General features: G+C 54.8%; 10 protein-coding genes. 8 read left to right on the forward strand and 2 right to left on the reverse strand.

Going from position 1 to position 18,678, the window contains the following annotated elements; translation table 11 throughout:
- Positions 1–4: 4 nt before the first annotated feature.
- Positions 5–1,591, reverse strand: coding sequence for a DUF6383 domain-containing protein (locus tag B5F38_RS08885; RefSeq protein ID WP_087408936.1), 1,587 nt, complete (start codon positions 1,589–1,591; stop codon positions 5–7).
- A gap of 214 nt (positions 1,592–1,805) precedes the next feature.
- Positions 1,806–2,354, reverse strand: coding sequence for an RNA polymerase sigma-70 factor (locus tag B5F38_RS08890; protein WP_087408948.1), 549 nt, complete (start codon positions 2,352–2,354; stop codon positions 1,806–1,808).
- Positions 2,355–2,618: 264 nt separating this feature from the next.
- On the opposite strand from B5F38_RS08890, the gene B5F38_RS08895 reads away from it, so the two are divergent.
- From B5F38_RS08895 to B5F38_RS08930, 8 genes are all read left to right on the forward strand, one after another.
- Positions 2,619–3,644, forward strand: a complete 1,026-nt coding sequence (locus tag B5F38_RS08895; protein ID WP_087408937.1) for a FecR domain-containing protein — start codon at positions 2,619–2,621, stop codon at positions 3,642–3,644.
- Positions 3,645–3,918: 274 nt separating this feature from the next.
- Complete coding sequence (locus tag B5F38_RS08900) at positions 3,919–7,119, forward strand: TonB-dependent receptor (RefSeq protein ID WP_241147839.1); 3,201 nt, start codon at positions 3,919–3,921, stop codon at positions 7,117–7,119.
- 31 nt (positions 7,120–7,150) lie between these two features.
- On the forward strand, positions 7,151–9,103 hold the full coding sequence (locus B5F38_RS08905; protein WP_087408939.1) for a RagB/SusD family nutrient uptake outer membrane protein: 1,953 nt from the start codon (positions 7,151–7,153) through the stop codon (positions 9,101–9,103).
- A 36-nt stretch (positions 9,104–9,139) separates the two neighbouring features.
- Positions 9,140–10,240, forward strand: coding sequence for a SusF/SusE family outer membrane protein (locus tag B5F38_RS08910; RefSeq protein ID WP_158096862.1), 1,101 nt, complete (start codon positions 9,140–9,142; stop codon positions 10,238–10,240).
- Positions 10,241–10,330: 90 nt separating this feature from the next.
- Positions 10,331–11,533, forward strand: coding sequence for a glycoside hydrolase family 76 protein (locus B5F38_RS08915; protein ID WP_087408941.1), 1,203 nt, complete (start codon positions 10,331–10,333; stop codon positions 11,531–11,533).
- A gap of 19 nt (positions 11,534–11,552) precedes the next feature.
- Entirely contained in the window at positions 11,553–13,715 is a 2,163-nt protein-coding gene (locus tag B5F38_RS08920; RefSeq protein WP_087408942.1) for a TIM-barrel domain-containing protein, read from the forward strand.
- Between the two features lie 19 nt (positions 13,716–13,734).
- Positions 13,735–15,801, forward strand: coding sequence for a T9SS type A sorting domain-containing protein (locus B5F38_RS08925; protein ID WP_087408943.1), 2,067 nt, complete (start codon positions 13,735–13,737; stop codon positions 15,799–15,801).
- Positions 15,802–15,812: 11 nt separating this feature from the next.
- Entirely contained in the window at positions 15,813–18,545 is a 2,733-nt protein-coding gene (locus B5F38_RS08930) for a glycoside hydrolase family 3 C-terminal domain-containing protein (protein ID WP_087408944.1), read from the forward strand.
- Positions 18,546–18,678 lie beyond the last annotated feature (133 nt).

Here is an 18,678-nt window from a genome sequence, read left to right on the forward strand (position 1 = left end):
ATCTTCATTTTACCACTACTTTGTGTACCGTCTGCTCGTGCTGCACGGTCACCCCCACGAGATAGATGCCGGCAGGCACCGCAATGCGGCAATCGTCACCGCGCAACCGCCCTTCGTAGAGAGTCTGGCCCGAGAGGGTCAACACGCGGCAAGCTGCTTCGTCGGCTGTCGAGACCACAATGGCCCGGTCGCCGGCCGTTACCCGCACCTCGTCGACCCGAGCCGAAGAGAGGGCTGCCGGCTGGTCGCTGCCAAAGAGTTGCCACTTGAGCAACTGGAAGGCATCGGCCCCGTTATTCTCGAGGGTTCTCAAGCGATAGCCCCTGTATAGTTTCGTACCGTTTACGGCAAATTTCATGGTCGCATACCTACTGGGAAACTCAAAGCCTTCGACTTCGCTCACCACCTCCCAATCACGATCGAAGCCCTCGACCACCCAGCTCTTCGGGTCACGGTCGGGGTAATCCTGACACGAGGTGAGCGTGTAGCTCTCGAGGCGATAAGGCTTGTCGAGTTCTATCTCTACCTGGAAGAGGGGACCCTCGTCGCTGTAATACTTGCGCTGCATGTTGCGGTCGAAGAGGTTGAAGTAGCGCTCGTCGGCCACGGTAAAGGCACCCAGCGGAGAGCCCAGCGCCGAGGCATAGGCATCGACGCCGGCCGTTATATCGGTCGGGAAATTCTTTCCGTCGGTATTCTCATAATAGGGTATCCCGAAGAGTTGTATCTCGCCCACACGGCCACCTTGCGTGACAATGCGGTAATAACGGGCAGCCCGGGCAGCGTCGGCATGAGGCTGACGATCGATGGTATAGAGTGTCGCCGCGCTGTACCGGGTAGACGAATTGGGCGACAAGCGATTGTAGTTTTGTCCGTCGACCGAATACTCCAGGCTCCAGGCATCGACACCGGCCGCTATGGCCGTACCGTCGGAGAAGAGGTAGCCGGTAATCAGGTAAGGTTCGGGACAGGTTACATAGATGTAGTTCGACGAGGCGGGCATCTCGCACGAGGTATACTCGTTGTTGTCGTTCATGGCCGAAGCCGAATAGTCGGCACCGTCGACGGTCACCGAGGCCTCGTCGGTGAGGTCGTAACCGAAAGCGGCGCTCTCCTTCTCGGGCTTGGGCATGTTCACCCCGGTCTCCCAGAGTTCGAATTTGTCGATATTGGGCCCCCCGCCATTATAGGGGGTAATGCGCAAGGTGTTGTACCCCTCGTCGAGATAGATATACGACAGCATCATGCCCACTGGCGGACGGTTCCAGTCCTCGGTCGTCTCGGTCATCGTGAGGATTACCGGGGTATAGAACCCCGACTGCACGGCGATGGAGCGAATGAACATGCTGGTATAGTAGGTGCGAAACTCATAGGTTCCCGCCTTCTCGACATAAACATTTTCAAACACGATTTCCGACCCGCTATCGTTATCGCCCACGTAGGCGTTTCCCGAATAGCCGTCGACATATTTGACCTTCACCGGCGGGGTGAGCCGGGCATCCTCGGCCTCCAGAACCAGCAACGGCTCCTGAGCATACAGGCTGCAGGCTGCCAGCAGGGCAAAACACAAACTTGTAATTTTCTTGTACATATCTCTCACTCAAGTCTAAGAAAAACGATAGAATCTTTGCCTGTACAAAAAGCTCTAATAGGGGTATCTCCCGGTCAACGGAGTAGGAAATGGACCGTAACAAAAAGAGTATGTGCACTTAAAAGAGTTTTTCATGTCGGTAATATTCCAGGGTTTCACATACTATGACACAAAAAGCATCATATACCCTTATACCGAATGAAAAAAATTTTTTTTACCACAAATAGCTGTACTGGTCGCCCAGAAATTTTCTGATTTTCTTTAGGGCAATGGTTATTTGCCCCTCGACCGTCTTGACCGAGAGATTCAACTTCTGGGCAATCTCCTGATTGGTGAGGCTCTCCTGCCGGCTGAGAACGAAAATATGGCGACACTTTTCGGGCAGAGCCAGTATGGCCTCGTGGATAAGCCGATACAGCTCTTCGGTCTCGAGCGACGACACGTCGGTATTGAGTCCCGACAACTCGGCGTCGTCGATACTCACCATCTCTTTCTTTTTACGCAATTCATTCAAGCACTTGTTTCGTGCAGCCTGAAACAGATAGGCTTTCAACGAAAGTTGTATGTGGAAGGTGTCGCGGTTCTCCCACAGATAGATAAAAATATCCATGGCCAGCTCTTCGGCCACAGCCTTGTCGTCCAGATAAAGGTATATAAAACGGCACAACGGAGTAAAGTAGGTTTCGAACAAACTTTTGAATGCCTCTTCATTTCCCTCCCGTATTTGCCTGAGCAATAATATGTCGTTTGCTATGTTGGCCACCGTTTTATATATAAGAATACTGTGCAAAGAAAAGAATTTTATTCTACAAAAAAAATTATCTCACCCACAAAGCAGAAAAAAAGGCTCTTTCCCCTCTCTTTTTTACATACTGATTAACAACAATTTATCAAATAATCGCAAGTTATTCCCAATTGTTTTTCCTTTTTTACGGTATCCGGTATAAGGGTTTATCTCTTTTTTTGTGTCTAACTAATGAAATCAAAATAATGCGGTAAAATATTTTTCTAAAAAAGTCTGATAATTATGAACAAGAAGCTCCCTTGGGACATTATCATAGCTCGATTCAAAGGCATCTCGCTATCAGAAGACGAGCAAACACAGCTGCAAGAGTGGCTGAATCAAGACGTTGCGAACCAACAGTTTTTCAACGAATTGCAAAATTTGTGGAACCAAATTCAAACCAAGGCAGCCGGATACAATCCAGACGTCGATTTCTATTGGAAAAAATTCCAGACTTATATACACCAAGATTCCATTCAAACCAAACCTGAGAAGGTAAAGAAGATTGTGCCGCGGTGGGCGTCGGGCCGAGTGCTCCGTCGCTTTGCCGCTGCAATAGGTTTACTGCTGGTCGTATCGGGTACCGGTTATCTTTTCTTCGAGAGCAATCACCACGCCAAACACGAAGCCATTGCCCAAACCTACTCGACCATCACCGGCAAATCGAAGTTTATCCTCCCCGACGGCAGCGAGGTATGGCTCAACGCCAACTCGGAACTCGAATATACCAACCTGCATGCCGACGTACGTGAGGTAACCCTCAAAGGCGAAGCTTTCTTCCATGTACAGCACGACCGAAAACCGTTTATCGTCAAAACCAACGACATTGCGGTCAAGGTACACGGTACCCAGTTCAACGTAAGCGCCTATGACAATGACGACAAATCGGTCGTGAGCCTCTACGAGGGTTCGGTCTCGATGCACGTACTGGGCGACGACAAGCCCGACCACTACCTGAAACCCGGCGAAGAGGGTTCGCTCGACAAGAAGAGCAAGACCATAAGCGTGGAAGAAGGCGATGTGGAGTTTGCCATGATGTGGACCAAAGACCGGGTGAAACTCGAAAACAAGAATCTGCACGAGGTATGCCGATACCTCTCCAAATGGTATAACGTGAAAATCGAAATCGATCCGGCTCTCTCCGACGACCAGTCCTACACGTTTACCCTATATGACCAAAGCCTCGAAGATATTGTGCGCATCATGGCCAGCATCTCTTCGATTCATTATCACTTCGACGAAAACAACACTTTAATAATAACCCCTTAAAAAACTATTGCCTATGATAAAATACTGAACGAAAAAACTACCGCAAAAAACATTTATAGACTTTTTTAAAACACTAAATACACACAAAAAGAAAAAGAAAGAGAACCTATTGAGTTAACTTTAATATACCCATGATATGAATCTAAAGAAAAAATTGGTCCTATTCCTGGCCATTTTATTCTCCTTGAACTTGTTTGCTCAGGCCCCGGGAGAATCATTGACTATTTCTTTCCAAAACATTCCGCTATCCGAGGCTATTAAAAAAATAGAAAGCGTGAGCAAATACACCTTCTTCTACGATGCCTTGAAACTGGATGTCAACCAAAAAGTATCGTTGAAAGCCAACAACACACCTGTGCGGCAAGCCATATCGCAAATGCTCGCAAAATCAAACATCAAGTTTGAAATCAAACAGTCGCAGATTATTTTATACAACAAGAATAACGCTTCAGGGAAGAACCAGACAAAGATTGCCATCCACGGTAACGTCACCGACGTCAACGGCGAGCCCCTGATCGGTGTAACCGTGTCGGTAAAAGACGACCCCTCGATTGTAACCATTACCAACGTCGACGGTATCTACGACATCAACGTACCCGACAAAAGCGCCATCCTGCAATTCAAATACATCGGTTTCGCCTCGCGCGAAGAGGCCGTGAACAGCCGCAAGATCATCAACGTGGTACTGCAAGACGCCTCGACCCAACTCGAGGATGTGGTAGTGGTTGGTTACGGTGTGCAAAAGAAGGCTTCGGTCGTTGCCGCCATCACCAGCGTGAAACCCCAACAGCTGCAAGTCGGTACCACCCGTTCGCTCAGTAACGACCTGGCCGGTAACATTGCCGGTATCATCGGTGTACAGCGGTCGGGCGAACCGGGCTACGACAACTCCGAGTTCTGGATCCGCGGTATGAGCTCGTTCAAGGGCAGCAACTCGCCGCTCGTGCTCGTCGACGGTGTAGAGCGTTCGCTCAACAACATCGACATCTCCGAAATCGAGTCGTTCTCGGTCTTGAAAGACGCTTCGGCCAGCGCCGTATACGGTGTGCGGGGTGCCAACGGTGTCATCCTGATTACCACCAAACGCGGTCACTCGGGCAAGACGACCATCAACGTATCGGTCGAGCACTCCATCACCCGCCCGGCCAAGCTCCCCTCGTTCCTCAATGCCGCCGATTACCTGACCCTCTTGAACAACATCAACATCCAGGAGACCGGTACCGAGCTCTACTCGCCCGAACTGATTGACAAATATCGCACCGGCTACGACCCCGAGCTCTACCCCGACATCGACTGGATCGATGCCATCACCAAAGACTTTGCCAACAACACGCGCGCCTCGTTCGACCTCTCGGGCGGTAACGAGAAACTGCGCTACTCGTTCGTAGGTGCCTACTACAACGAGCAAGGTATCACCGAGACCGACAAGACCCAGGCCTGGGACTCGGGCATCTCGGTCAACCGCTTCAACCTGCGTACCAACGTCGACATGAACGTAACCTCGACCACCCTGTTGACCTTCAACATCGGTGGTTACCTGCAACAACGCAACGCCCCGAAAGACGGTATCGACGACATCTTCAGCGCCGCCTTCAAGGCTACCCCCTACATGGTTCCGCTTATCTACAACAACGGCTGCATACCCAAACCGCGTGAGAACGAAAACCCCTGGGCCAAACTGACGCAATCGGGTTTCAAACGCGAGGCCGAGAGTAAGCTCGAAACCCTCTTCGCCGTAGAGCAAGACCTGAAAGGTATCCTCCCCGGTTTGAAGGTAAAGGGTATCTTCTCGTACGACTACTATTCGCGCAACGGTGTAGACCGTGGCAAATCGCCCCGCTACTACTCGCCCGCTACCCAACGCGACCCGGTTACCGGCGAGCTCATCCTCATGGTATTGAACGAGGGCGACGAGTTCCTGGGTTACAGCCGCTGGGAAGAGTACGGTAACTACAGTACCTACCTCGAAGGTAACATCACCTACGACCAACGCTTCGGCGACCACTCGGTAAGCGCCCTGTTGCTGTACAACCAGCGCAACTACGACGATGGCGACCAGGTGCCCTACCGTACACAAGGTTTTGCCGGCCGTGCCGCCTATACCTATGCCGACCGCTACATTGCCGAGTTTAACTTCGGTTACAACGGTTCCGAAAACTTTGCCAAGGGTCACCGCTTCGGTTTCTTCCCCTCGATTGCCGCCGGCTGGATTGTGTCGGAAGAGGAGTTCATGCGCCCCGTACAAAACTACATCAACAAGTTGAAACTGAGAGCATCGTATGGTTTGGCCGGTAACGACCGTTTCTACAACGACGACGGCTCGCAAAAGCGTTTCGCCTACATCACCACCATCGGCTCGACCGACGGCTACAAGTGGGGTAACTCCAACGCCTTCTACGAAAAAGGCGGTCTGCGCGAGGGTGACCCCGGTGTAGAAAACCTTACCTGGGAGACGGTCAAGAAGGCCAACGTCGGTATCGAACTGGGCCTGTTCAAGATGGCCGAAATCCAACTGGACTTCTTCCACGAACGTCGTGAAAACATCTTCATGCAACGCAAGAACTACCCCAGCTCAGCCGGTTTCCCCTCGCTGCCCTGGGCCAACTACGGTATCGTGACCAACAAAGGTTTCGACTTCTCGCTCGATCTCAACAAGCAAATCAATAAAGACTGGTTCATCTCGGCTCGCGCCAGCGTATCGTATGCCCGCAACAAGATTATCGAACAAGACGAAGACCTGGGTGTGCTGGGTACCTACCGTTCGAGCACGGGCAAACCCGTGGGCCAAATCTTCGGTCTGGTAAGCGACGGACTCTTCACCGAAGAGGACTTTGCCGACGTAACGACCGGCGAACTGAAACCCGGTATCCCCGTTCCCAAGTTCTCGGACCGCGTATATCCCGGTGACATCAAGTATGTCGACATGAACGGCGACGGCGAAATCACCGAAACCGACAAGACGGCCATCGGCGGAACCGTGAACCCCGAACTCGTTTATGGTTTCGGCGTGAACCTCAGCTACAAAAACGTAGACTTCGGTGCCTTCTTCCAAGGCAACGGCCGCACCTACCGCATCATCGGCGAAAACCAGACGAACTTCTTGCCCGGCTCGACCATCGGTGCCGAGGGTAACATCTTTACCAACGCCTCCGATGCCTGGACCGTCGAGAATCCCAGCCAGGATGTCTTCTATCCCCGCCTCCACATGGGTTACAATGCCAACAACGCTCAATCATCCGACTGGTGGTTGAAAGACATGAGCATGCTGCGACTCAAAAACATAGAGCTGGGTTACTCCTTCTCCAAGAACCTCATCAAGAAAGCCGCCATGGAATATGCCCGCATATTCATCCGCGGTACGAACCTGCTGCAATTCTCCAAATTCGACCTGTGGGATCCCGAGCTGAGCACCAGCAACGGTCTGAAATATCCTATCATGGCCACCTACTCTATCGGTCTGCAAGTAAGATTCTAAACCCATAAAACAGAAAAGGAAACAAAAAATCATGAAACATACGATTGTTAAATATACATTGGCTATCATCGGGCTCTTCTCGGTTACCTCTTGTACCGACTACCTGGACAATGCGCCCGACGATATTTTGACCTTGGAAATGGTATTCAACAGTAAAAACCGTACCGAGGAGTGGCTCGCCGGTATTTACGACGGTATACCCGACCCCTATACCCCCATGATGCGTAACTACGATGCCTATGCCGACGACTTCTCGCCCTCGCAAGACTGGCGTGCTTTTGCCGACTGGGACTGTATCGACAAGATTCTGGGCAACTGGACTCCCCAAAGCGAATGGAAAGGTAACTTCTGGAGCGACTTCCCCGTGCGCATCCGCAGTGCCTATATCTTCATCAACAACGTGAAGGCTCTGCCCGAGCAACAGGTATATCAGGAAGATGTCGACAACATGAAGGCCGAGGCCCGTTTCCTCATCGCCTACTACTATTACCTGCTGGTAAACACCTACGGTGCCATACCTCTGCAAACCTGGCTTACCGACGTGAATGCTCCTACCGAAGATATTCTCATCGGCCAGACTCCCTACGACGATGTCATCAACTGGCTCGATACCGAGTTTCAGGAGGTAGCCAAGCAACTGCCGGCCGTCTATACCGAAGATCGTAACTACGGTCACGCCACCTCGATTATGGCTCTGGCCATCCGCGCCCGCATGCTGCTCTTTGCCGCCAGCCCGCTGGTAAACGGCAACGACGACCCCGACTATGCCGCCTACCAGAACAACAAAGGCCAGAACATCTTCAACTCGACCTACGACCCCACCAAGTGGGAAAGAGCCGTGAAAGCCTGCAAAGAGCTCATCGACGAGGCCGAAGCCAACGGATACCACCTCTACTACGAGTATAACGAAGACGGTTCGATCGACCCCTTCATGAGCTACTCGAACATGTGCTACAAAGAGTTCAACCAAGGCAACAAGGAGATTCTCTTCCCCCGTCCCGACGTGAGTGCCGACCTCTACTCGCAACACGCCGTACCCCGTGGCTCGCGTGGCCAGGGCGGTCTGGGTGTTACCCAGGAGCTGGTCGATGCCTTCTTCATGAGCAACGGTCTGCCCGCCATTACCGGTTATGAGCCCAACGGCGAGCCCATCATCAACCAGGCTTCGGGCTACAACGAGAGCGGTTTCTCTACCGAACCCGACGTGCGGAAAACCAAATGGATCGAAGGTGACAAGGATGCCAAGAGCTCCAATACCGAAAACACGGTAGCTCCGGCCGGTACCTTCAACATGTATGTCAACCGCGAACCCCGTTTCTATGTATCGGTACTCTACAACGGTGCCTGGTATCGTCAGGACAACCGCTACGTCGACTTCTACTACATGGGCGAGGACGGACGTCCCGCATCGGGCTCGCTCTGGGATGCTCCCCAGACCGGTTACCTGCTGAGAAAACGGGTACACCCCGAGACCAACATCCTCAACTACACGATTCCCTATCGTCCCGGTATCATCTGCCGTCTGGCCGAGGCTTACCTGAACTATGCCGAGGCGCTGAACGAGTGGGATCCCTCCCAGAAAGACGAGATTCTCAAATACGTAAACCTCGTGAGAGAGCGTGCCGGCATTCCCCAATACGGTACGGGCAAGGACAGCAACGGGTTCGACAAGATTCCCGCACCGAGCGACCAGGCTGCCATGCGTGAGGCTATCCACCGCGAACGCCGCGTCGAGTTCAACTGCGAGTATGCCATCCGCTTCGACGACATCCGCCGCTGGAAACAGATCGACATTCTGCGGGGCGACTACTACGGCATGAACAAGTTCGGTACCGAGAAGAGCTGCGACAAGAACAACGAGAACGCCTACTTCAAACGTCGCGTCGAGATTACCCGCGCCTTCAGCGAGAAAAACTACTGGTTCCCCATTCACCAGAACCAGCTCGACAAGAACCCCAACCTCAGACAATTGCCCAAATGGTAAACTCTTTTTTCCGAACTCTAAATGTATAATACCGATATGAAAACAATATATCATCTATTATTCTCTCTGCTCTTTGTCTTCGCCTTTGTCGCTTGCGACAAGGACGACGACAAGGCCATCGAGAGAACCCAACTGAAACTGGAAGCCTCGGCCCAATCGGTCACGCTCAACCAGGACGCCCCCGACGACGTCATCCTCTCTTTCTCCTGGAACGAGGCTACCAGCCTGGGCCCGGAATACACCTTCGACTATCTGTTCCAGATCGACATCGCCGACAACGAATTCCAGTCGGCTACCGACGTGGTAACCCTCGGTGCCAACGAATCGGTGAGCTACACCTCGTCGCAACTCTACGACCTCATCGTCGAGAAGTGGGGTAAGACGGCCGGCGAACCGGTATCGGTCGAAGCCCGTGTAGCTGCCCGTGTCAACGGTCCCAAATTCCAATATCCCGAGATTGCCTATACCACCGTGCAGGTAACTACCTACATACCCCGCTCGCAAGCGCTCTACATCACCGGCTCGGCTACCCCTGGCGGCACCGACCTCAACAATGCCGACAAGATGACCGAGCTCTCCAACGGACGTCTCTACAACTGGAAGGGACAACTCACCGCCGGCGGATTCAAGTTTATCACCACGCCGGGCGTAGCTCTGCCCTCGTACAACAAGGGGGCCGACAACAGCACGCTCGTGAAACGCACGACCGAGAGCGACCCCGACGAGTACTTCCAGATAAGCGATCCCGGATTGTACTACATCTACATCTCGCTCAAAGAGATGAGCATCTCGTACAAGAAGCTGCTCTACGAAAACCTCTACCTCGTAGGTAGCGCCACCGCCGCTCAATGGGATTTGGAAAAACTCGTTGCCATGACCCCCGACAACCTCAACCCCAACATCTTTACCTATCAAGGGGCTTTGCAGGAGGGAGAACTGAAGATTCTGGCTCAACGCGAATTCAACGGCACCACCTTCAAACCGCTCGTAGCCGACGGTTCGATCGAGAGCACCGACGTGCAGGTAACTCCGGGCGAACAACCCGACTACAAGTGGAAGATTACCGCCGAGCAGGCCGGTCTCTACAAGATTACCCTCGACACCGAGAAGATGGAAATCAAGTTTGAAAAGCAATAAATCCGGCAAACGCACCGGCTTGGGGGGAGAGAAGCACTCTCGCCGGGTCGGTGCATTTGTTTCCCAACTATTAAATCTTCAACACACATCATGAAAAGAAATTCGTTACTTCTCATCTTCCTTTTAGTGCTGCTCACCTGCTGCAAAAGCGAAGATGCTCCCATCAAAGCCATCAAGCCCAACGAGCCGGGTAGCATCAACGAAGAGTACATGAGCCGGGCCGAAACGACCTTTGCCAATATCTTCAAATACTACTGGAGCGAACGGGTTGGATTGATGTTCGGTACCTACCCCAACACGCTGGGTACGCACGACGAGCCCAACAGCCCCGACTACAACAGCCACGCCTATCTGTGGGGTCTGGGCGGCGTACTCTCGGGCTTCAACGCCATTGTGCAAAACACCGACAACGTCGACTTCCGCACCACCTACGAGAGCCAGCTCAAGCGCACCCTGCTCGAATACTACAACACCACGAAAGAGCCCATGTGCTTCGGCTGCTTCGTCAACGACCACGACGAGCGGCTCTACGACGATGCCATCTGGGTAGGCATCGACCTCACCGACCTCTACTCCAAGACCAAAGACAACTGGTACCTCGACTATGCCAAGAGCGTGTGGAACTTTGTGCTCACCGGCAAAGACGATGCCCTGGGCGGCGGTATCTACTGGAAAGAGTCGCCCCGCGATTCGAAAAACACCTGCTCGAACGCCCCGGCCGTCGTGTTGGCTCTCAAGCTCTACCAGGTGACCAACGACCCCTCGTATCTCGAGACCGGTAAAGAGGTCTACAAATGGGTGAAATCGAAACTGCAAGACCCCGCCGACTACCTCTACTGGGACTGCATCAAAATCGACGGTACCGTAGAGACCAGCAAGTTCTCCTACAACTCGGGGCAGATGCTCCAGGCCGCCGTACTGCTCTACAACGCCACCGGCGACGCCCAATACCTCACCGATGCCAAACTGCTGGCCGAGGCTTGCTACAACTACTTCTTCGAGAATTTCGTATCCAACTACTCGGGCGAACAGTTCCGCATCCTCAAGGATGGCAAGCGCTGGTTCAACGCCATCATGGTGCGCGGATTCCTCGAACTGAACAAGGTCGAGAGCAACGGCACCTACATGCTGGCCATCCGCAAATCGCTCGACCACGCCTGGAAGTACACCCGCGATGCCGAGACGGGGCTCTTCTTCAAGCAATTCAGCGGAAACGAGATTACCGATAACCCCGGCGACATTCTCGACCAGGGTGCCATTGTCGAACTTTATGCCAAACTCGCAGTAAACTAATAACTAAAAACTTTTATCCATGAATCTGAACAAACTGCTCATAGGAGCCCTGTGCGCGGCCGGAGTACTGGGTGCTCGAGCCGAAAATGTGGCCATCGCGCAATCGTCGCTTGTGGGCGAAAACATCGTCGAATTTATTCCGCAAGGCTTCGACCAGACCAAGACTCCGTCGCTCATCCTCAAAGAGGAACCCACGACTCAAGGGGCCACCCCGGCCGATTGGGAACTGGTGCCCCAGTTTACCCTGGTCGACGGCAAAGCCTGCGCCTCGCTCAGCCTCACGGGCGAAATCAGTCTCTACGGCGGCGGCGAAGTCACCGGCCCGCTGTTGCGTAACGGACAATACATCAAGTTGTGGAACACCGATACCGGGGCCTACGGCGTAGACGGCGGCAAACGCCTCTACCAGTCGCACCCCTGGGTGATGGGCGTACGCCGCGACGGTACCGCATTCGGTATCCTCTTCGATACCTCGTGGAAAGCCGAACTCACCACCAACTCCGACAAAATCGAATTCAACACCGAGGGTGCTCTCTTCCGCATCTTCATCATCGACCGCGAGTCGCCCAAGGCCGTACTCAAGGGTCTGGCCGAACTGACCGGTACCATCACCATGCCGGCCCGCTGGACTCTGGGATACCACCAATGCCGTTTCTCCTACGGCAGCGAGCAGAAGGTACGCGAGATTGCCGATAACTTCCGCAACCGCCACATCCCCTGCGACGTCATCTGGATGGACATCGACTACATGGACGGCTACCGCATCTTCACCTTCAACGAGACCAACTTCCCCGACCCCAAGGCGCTCAACGAAGAGTTGCACCAAAAGGGTTTCAAGGCGGTCTACATGATAGACCCGGGAGCCAAGGTCGACGAGAACTACCACGTCTATCAGTCGGGTACGGCCAACGACGTGTGGGTGAAACGCCCCAACGGCGAAACCTACCAGGGTAAGGTATGGCCCGGCTACTGCGCCTTCCCCGACTTCACCATGCCCGAGGCTCGCGACTGGTGGGCCGACCTCTACAAGGACTTCCTGGCCAAGGGTATCGACGGCGTATGGAACGACATGAACGAACCGGCCGTGACCGACGACGACATCCCCGAGGCCGAACGCATCGGAACCATGCCCTACGACACGCCTCACCGGGGCGGCGGCAATCTGCCTGCCGGTCCTCACCTGCTCTACCACAACGCCTATGGCCGACTGATGGTCGAGGCCTCTTACGAAGGCATCATGCGGGTGAACCCCGAGAAACGCCCCTTCCTTCTCTCGCGTGCCGGTCTGCTGGGTTATCAACGCTATGCGGCTACCTGGACAGGCGACAACTGGGCCGGCTGGGACCACCTGAAACTCTCGGTGCCCATGTCGCTCACCCTGGGTCTCTCGGGCCAACCCTTCAGCGGTCCCGACATAGGCGGTTTCCTCAATAACACCGATGCCGACCTCTTTGCCAGCTGGATCGGATTCGGCACCTTCCTCCCCTTCGCCCGCGGTCACGCCTGCGCCGGCACCAACGACAAGGAGCCCTGGGCCTTCGGCGAAGCCGTAGAGAACACCTCGCGCATCGCCATCGAACGCCGCTACCGCCTGTTGCCCTACCTCTACACCCTCTTCTACGAGGCACACCAAACGGGCCTGCCCGTAATGGCTCCCGTCTTCTTTGCCGACCCGCAAGACCTGCGCCTGCGCAGCGAGCAACAGGCCTTCCTGCTGGGCGACAACCTGCTGGTTGTTCCAGCCTTTGCCGAGAACCCCGTGCTGCCCTACGGCATCTGGGAGCGTGTGACGCTCATCGAGGGTGAATACAGCGACAAATACCAGGCCGAGCTGAAAATCAAGGGTGGCAGCATCATTCCGGCCGGCCGGGTGGTACAAAGCACGACCGAAAACTCGTTCGAACCCCTTACCCTGCTCGTTTGTCTCGACGAAAACGGCAAGGCCCAGGGACAGCTCTACTGGGATGCCGGCGACGGCTGGGACTTCCAGTGCGGCGATTACAGCCTCATGACCTTCTCGGCCGAGAAGAAAGGCAATACCGTCGATGTAAAACTGGCCTCGAAAGAGGGTAAACGCAAAATCGAAAAAGAGATCAAAGCCGTAAACGTAGAACTCATGATGAACGGGAAAGTTTACAAAGGCTCGGGCTCTTTGAAAAAAGGCGTAACTGTAAAGCTCTAACACATATTTTTAACTTATCATGAAAGACAGAATTTGTAAATCCCTGCGACTGATGTCGCTGGGATTTACCATCTTGTCGGCTTCGTGGGTACAGGCACAGGAGGTGCTTGTATCCCTCGAGGCGGAAGATGGTATCATCACATTACCAGCAAAAGTGAAACCCACCAACGGCACTACCGTAGCCGGACTCTCCGGTGGAAAATATGTAGGCGACAACGACCCCGGCAGCTCGATTGTATTTACCAACGTCGAGGTCCCCGAAACCGGCACCTACGAGTTCAAGACCTACTACATGAGCATGCAGAACCGCTCGATTGCCATCAAGGTCAACAACTACTCCGAGTTCATCTCGACTGTAACCAACACCACCCCCGGGTGGGACAATCCTCCCACCAACACCATGAGCACCTACATCTACATGGACAAGGGGAAAAACACCATCAAAATCACCCCTCAGGGAAACGGCGGGCCCAACCTCGACAAATTTGAAATCATCACAACCGATGTCGAGCTGCCCACCCCCGGCGAATTTCCTATCGTACTCGAAGCCGAGACGGCCCAACTCTTCGGCAACCTCAAGGTGAAACCGACCGACGGCAGTTCGGTCGACGGGCTCTCGGGCGGGAAATATATCGGCGACTTCGACCTGGCAGCCAACTCATACCTGCGGTTCAACGATGTAGAGATACCCGAGGAGGGGACCTACGAACTGAAAGTCTATTCGATGGGGTCGAGCCGGGCTCTCACCATCCAGGTCAACCACTACGCGAAGAGCATCATCCGCACCCTCGACTCGCCCAACTGGGACAACCCGCCCACGTCGATGGTATCGACCCTCATCTACCTCGACAAGGGGAAAAATACCATCACCTTCGGGCTGCATGAGGACAACGGGCCCAACCTCGACAAGTTCGAGATATGCACCACGACCCAGACCATCGAACGACCCGAAATCGTGCGAATGGCCTATCCCTTCGACTTCACCGACGGGGCTACCATTACATCGCCCCAGAGCAACACCACCCTCGCCCTGCTCACCGACAACGACGAGTATACCAGCTTCGTGCCCGAGGGCTCGAACGCCGAGGTAGTGGCCAAGTGCGAGGTTCCGGTACTGCTCACCGGATTCCTGCTCTCGGCCGGCATCGACAGCGAAATCGACACCGACAGCTGGAAACTGTACAGCTCGACCGACGGCTCGTCGTGGAAGGAACTCTCCTACAACACGGCGACCGACCTCGACGGAGCTACTCTCTACGAGATTACCCAAACCCCGGGCAGTGCCACCACAAATGCCGCACAATACTACAAACTCGAGGCTCAGGCCGAGGGCCTGCAGATGGCCGAATGGCAGCTCTTCGGTCTGCCCTACACGGCTACCGGCGAACAGAACTTCCCGGCCGACCTGACCGAAGGCCTCGACATCGAAACACATGTGACGGGATACCCCACCGGCGAATCGGGCGACAACTTCAGCGAGGAGTTCTACCGCCTCTTCGACCGCAACATGAGCACCAAATACTATGCCCACGGAGCCACCAGCTTCTACGTGGAGATCGAGCTCGACAAGCCCTGCACCATCGACTCGTATGCTCTCTCGAGCTCCTACGACCACCCCGACCGCGACCCCCGCAAATGGATTCTCAACGCCTATAACGACGAGGTGGGCTGGATCGAGCTCGATCGCCAGACCGACGCCTACTTCCCCACCCGTTACTCGACCCTCAAATATGCGGTATCGTCGCCCATGGCCTTCACCCGCATCCTGCTCGATGTCGAGGCCAACAACGGGGCGAGCGACATCCAGTTGCTCAAGTTCCAGATTTTCGGCCGGGAATCCGACGGGTCGGGTATCGAGAGTATCGAAGGAGAAACGGTAACTATCGTCTCGGGGCAAGGTTCCATCGCCATACGCCAGGCCCAACCCCACCCCGTAAAATATAGCGTGTACACCCTGTCGGGCACCCTCGCCGCTCAGGGAACGACGGCCGACTCGTACCACGAAATTGCCCTTCCTGCCGGAGCCTACATCATATCGGCAGGCGACGACGCCACCACTCAAACTCAAAAACTAATCGTCAAATAAACAGCAACACCATGAAACTATCGAAATACAAATGGTCGCTGGCAGCCTTGCTGCTCTCGCTGGCCACCCCCTCTTTCGCCCAATCGTGGTTCACTCCCGAAGTTGAAAAACGGGCCGAAGAGATATTGAAAAACATGACCGTCAAAGAACGCCTCACCTACATAGGCGGTGTAGACTGGATGTACACCCGGGCCATTCCCCGGCTGGACGTTCCGGCCATCAAAATGTCCGACGGCCCGCAAGGCGTAGGCACCTGGGGCCCCTCGACCGCCTATCCCTGCGCCCTGCTGCTGGCCGCCACCTGGAACCCCGACATGGCCTATGCCTACGGGGCCGCTCTGGCCCAGGACTGCAAGGCCCGCGGAGTGAACATTCTGCTGGGACCTGCCGTGAACATCATCAGAGCTCCCTACTCGGGCCGAAACTTCGAATACATGGGCGAAGACCCCCTGCTGGCGGCCAACACCTCGACCGACTATATCAAAGGATTACAGGCCAACGGGGTAATGGGTGTCATCAAGCACTTTGCCGCCAACTTCCAGGAGTACGACCGCAACTACGTGAGCTCCAACATCGACGAGCGCACCCTGCACGAAATCTATTTCCCGGCCTTCAAGTCGGCCGTGCAGAATGCCGAGGTGGGTGCCGTAATGAGCAGCTACAACCTGCTCAACGGGACCTGGACCACCGAAAACCCCTGGCTGCTCAAAGAGGTGCTGCGCGAGCAGTGGGGCTTCAACGGACTCGTCATGTCGGACTGGGGCTCGACCCACAACTGCATCCCGGCCGTGAAGAACGGGCTCGACCTGGAGATGGCCGGCAATGAAATCGAAAACGAAGAGGACCTGCGCAAATACCTCGCTACGGGCGAGATAGAGATGAGTGAAATCGACCTCAAGGTGAAACATATTCTGCAAACGATGATTGGCTTCGGCTTCTTCGACCGCGAACAGCTCGACCCCAGCATCCCCCTCGACAACCCCGAGACGGCACAGACGGCTCTCGAGATTGCCCGCGAGGGTATCGTCCTGCTCAAGAACGAGTCGGACATCCTGCCCTTGAACCCCGCCACCGTCAAACGCATTGCCGTCATCGGCAACAACGCCACCATCTATGCGGCCGGCGGCGGTAGCGGTCTGGTGCGTCCCTTCCACTACGTATCCTATTTCGACGGTCTCAAGACACTGGCCGCCGAGCAGGGCATCGAGGTGAACCTCGTCGACCTCTACGACCACATGGAGGATGTGCTCTATGCCGCTCCCGGCTCAAGCGAACACGGCCTTACCGGACAATACTACAACAACGAGAAGCTCGAGGGTACACCCGTAGCTACCCGCGTAGACCCGCGCATCGGGTTTGAGTGGACGGCCGGGACCGACCTCACCGAGGTGAACAAGAACTACTTCTCGGTAAAATGGACCGGCGAGATCCGTCCCATAGAGACCGGCGACTATACCATCATCGTGAAGGGTGACGACGGCTATCGGCTGATGCTCAACGGCGCTACCGTCATCGACGAATTTCAGGCCGGCTCCACCCGCGAAAGCCGCTACACCATGCACTTCGAGGCGGGCAAGAGCTATGCCATACAACTCGACTACTTCCAGCAGGGCGGCGGTGCCTGCATCGACCTGGCCTGGTTGAAGGCGGGCGACGAAGACCGGTTCCGCGAAGAGCTGGACAAGGCCGACGTAATCGTAGCCTTCATCGGCCACAACTCGAGCAGCGAAGCCGAGGCGGGCGACCGCTCCTTCGGGCTGCCTCAGGATGTGAAAGACCTCGTGCTGGCTGCCCAGAAAAGCAGCAAGCCGATGATTGGCGTGGTCAACGCCGGCGGTAACGTGGAGATGCAAGAGTGGGAACCCGGCATGAAGGGCCTCGTGTGGGGCTGGTACGGCGGTCAGGAGGCCGGCACGGCCATGGCCGAGGTACTGTTCGGTCTGTGCAACCCCTCGGGCAAACTGCCTGTCACCTTCGAAAAACGGTGGGAGGACAACCCCTGCTACAACAGCTACTACGACAACGGCACGAAGCAGGTAAACTTTACCGAGGGCGTTATGATGGGCTACCGCGGTTACGACAAGGCGGGCACCGAAGTGCAATACCCCTTCGGGTTCGGTCTCTCCTACACCACCTTCGAACTCTCTGACATGCAGATTGCAGAGTCGGCCGACGACGACCATCTGCTCGAAGTATCGTGCACCCTCAAGAATACCGGCTCGCGGGCCGGAGCCCAGGTGGTTCAACTCTATGTGGGCAAAAACGGAAGCAGCCCTGTGGAGCGTCCCATCCGGGAGCTGAAGAACTACCGCAAGGTCTACCTCGAACCCGATGAAGAGCAGACCATCACCCTCTACCTGACGAAAGACGCCTTCTCGTACTACGACGTGAACCGCAAGAATTTCGTAGTCGACAACGGAGATTACAACATCGAACTGGGATTCTCGTCGCGCGACATCAAACTGAAAGGCCAGGCCCAAATTCAGGTCGAGTCGGCCATCGTCCCGGTCGAGAGCCACACCGAGACCGGCAACCTCATCCCCTCGGTGGTGAAGCAGGGCGAAAAGATACGCCTGGCTCAAGGCTGTGCCTCGGAGCTGAACATCTACGACCTCACCGGTCAGATGCTCATGAAGCAAATCGACCAATGCACCATCGACACCTCGTACCTGAAGAAGGGAGCCTACCTCGCCCTCTACAAGGTTGACGAGAGGATGCACACCGGTAAATTCATCGTCGAGTAATCCTTACCTCTCTTTATATATGACGAGAGGGTGACCCAAAAGTCAAAGACTTTAAAGGGTCATCCTTTTTTGTTTGGATTACGCCAGATGGTCACAATGAGAGAATGAATGCGTGAGAGTGAGTGTGGAGGGG

The sequence above is a fragment of the Barnesiella sp. An22 genome, from assembly GCF_002159975.1.
Lineage (GTDB): Bacteria > Bacteroidota > Bacteroidia > Bacteroidales > Barnesiellaceae > Barnesiella > Barnesiella merdigallinarum.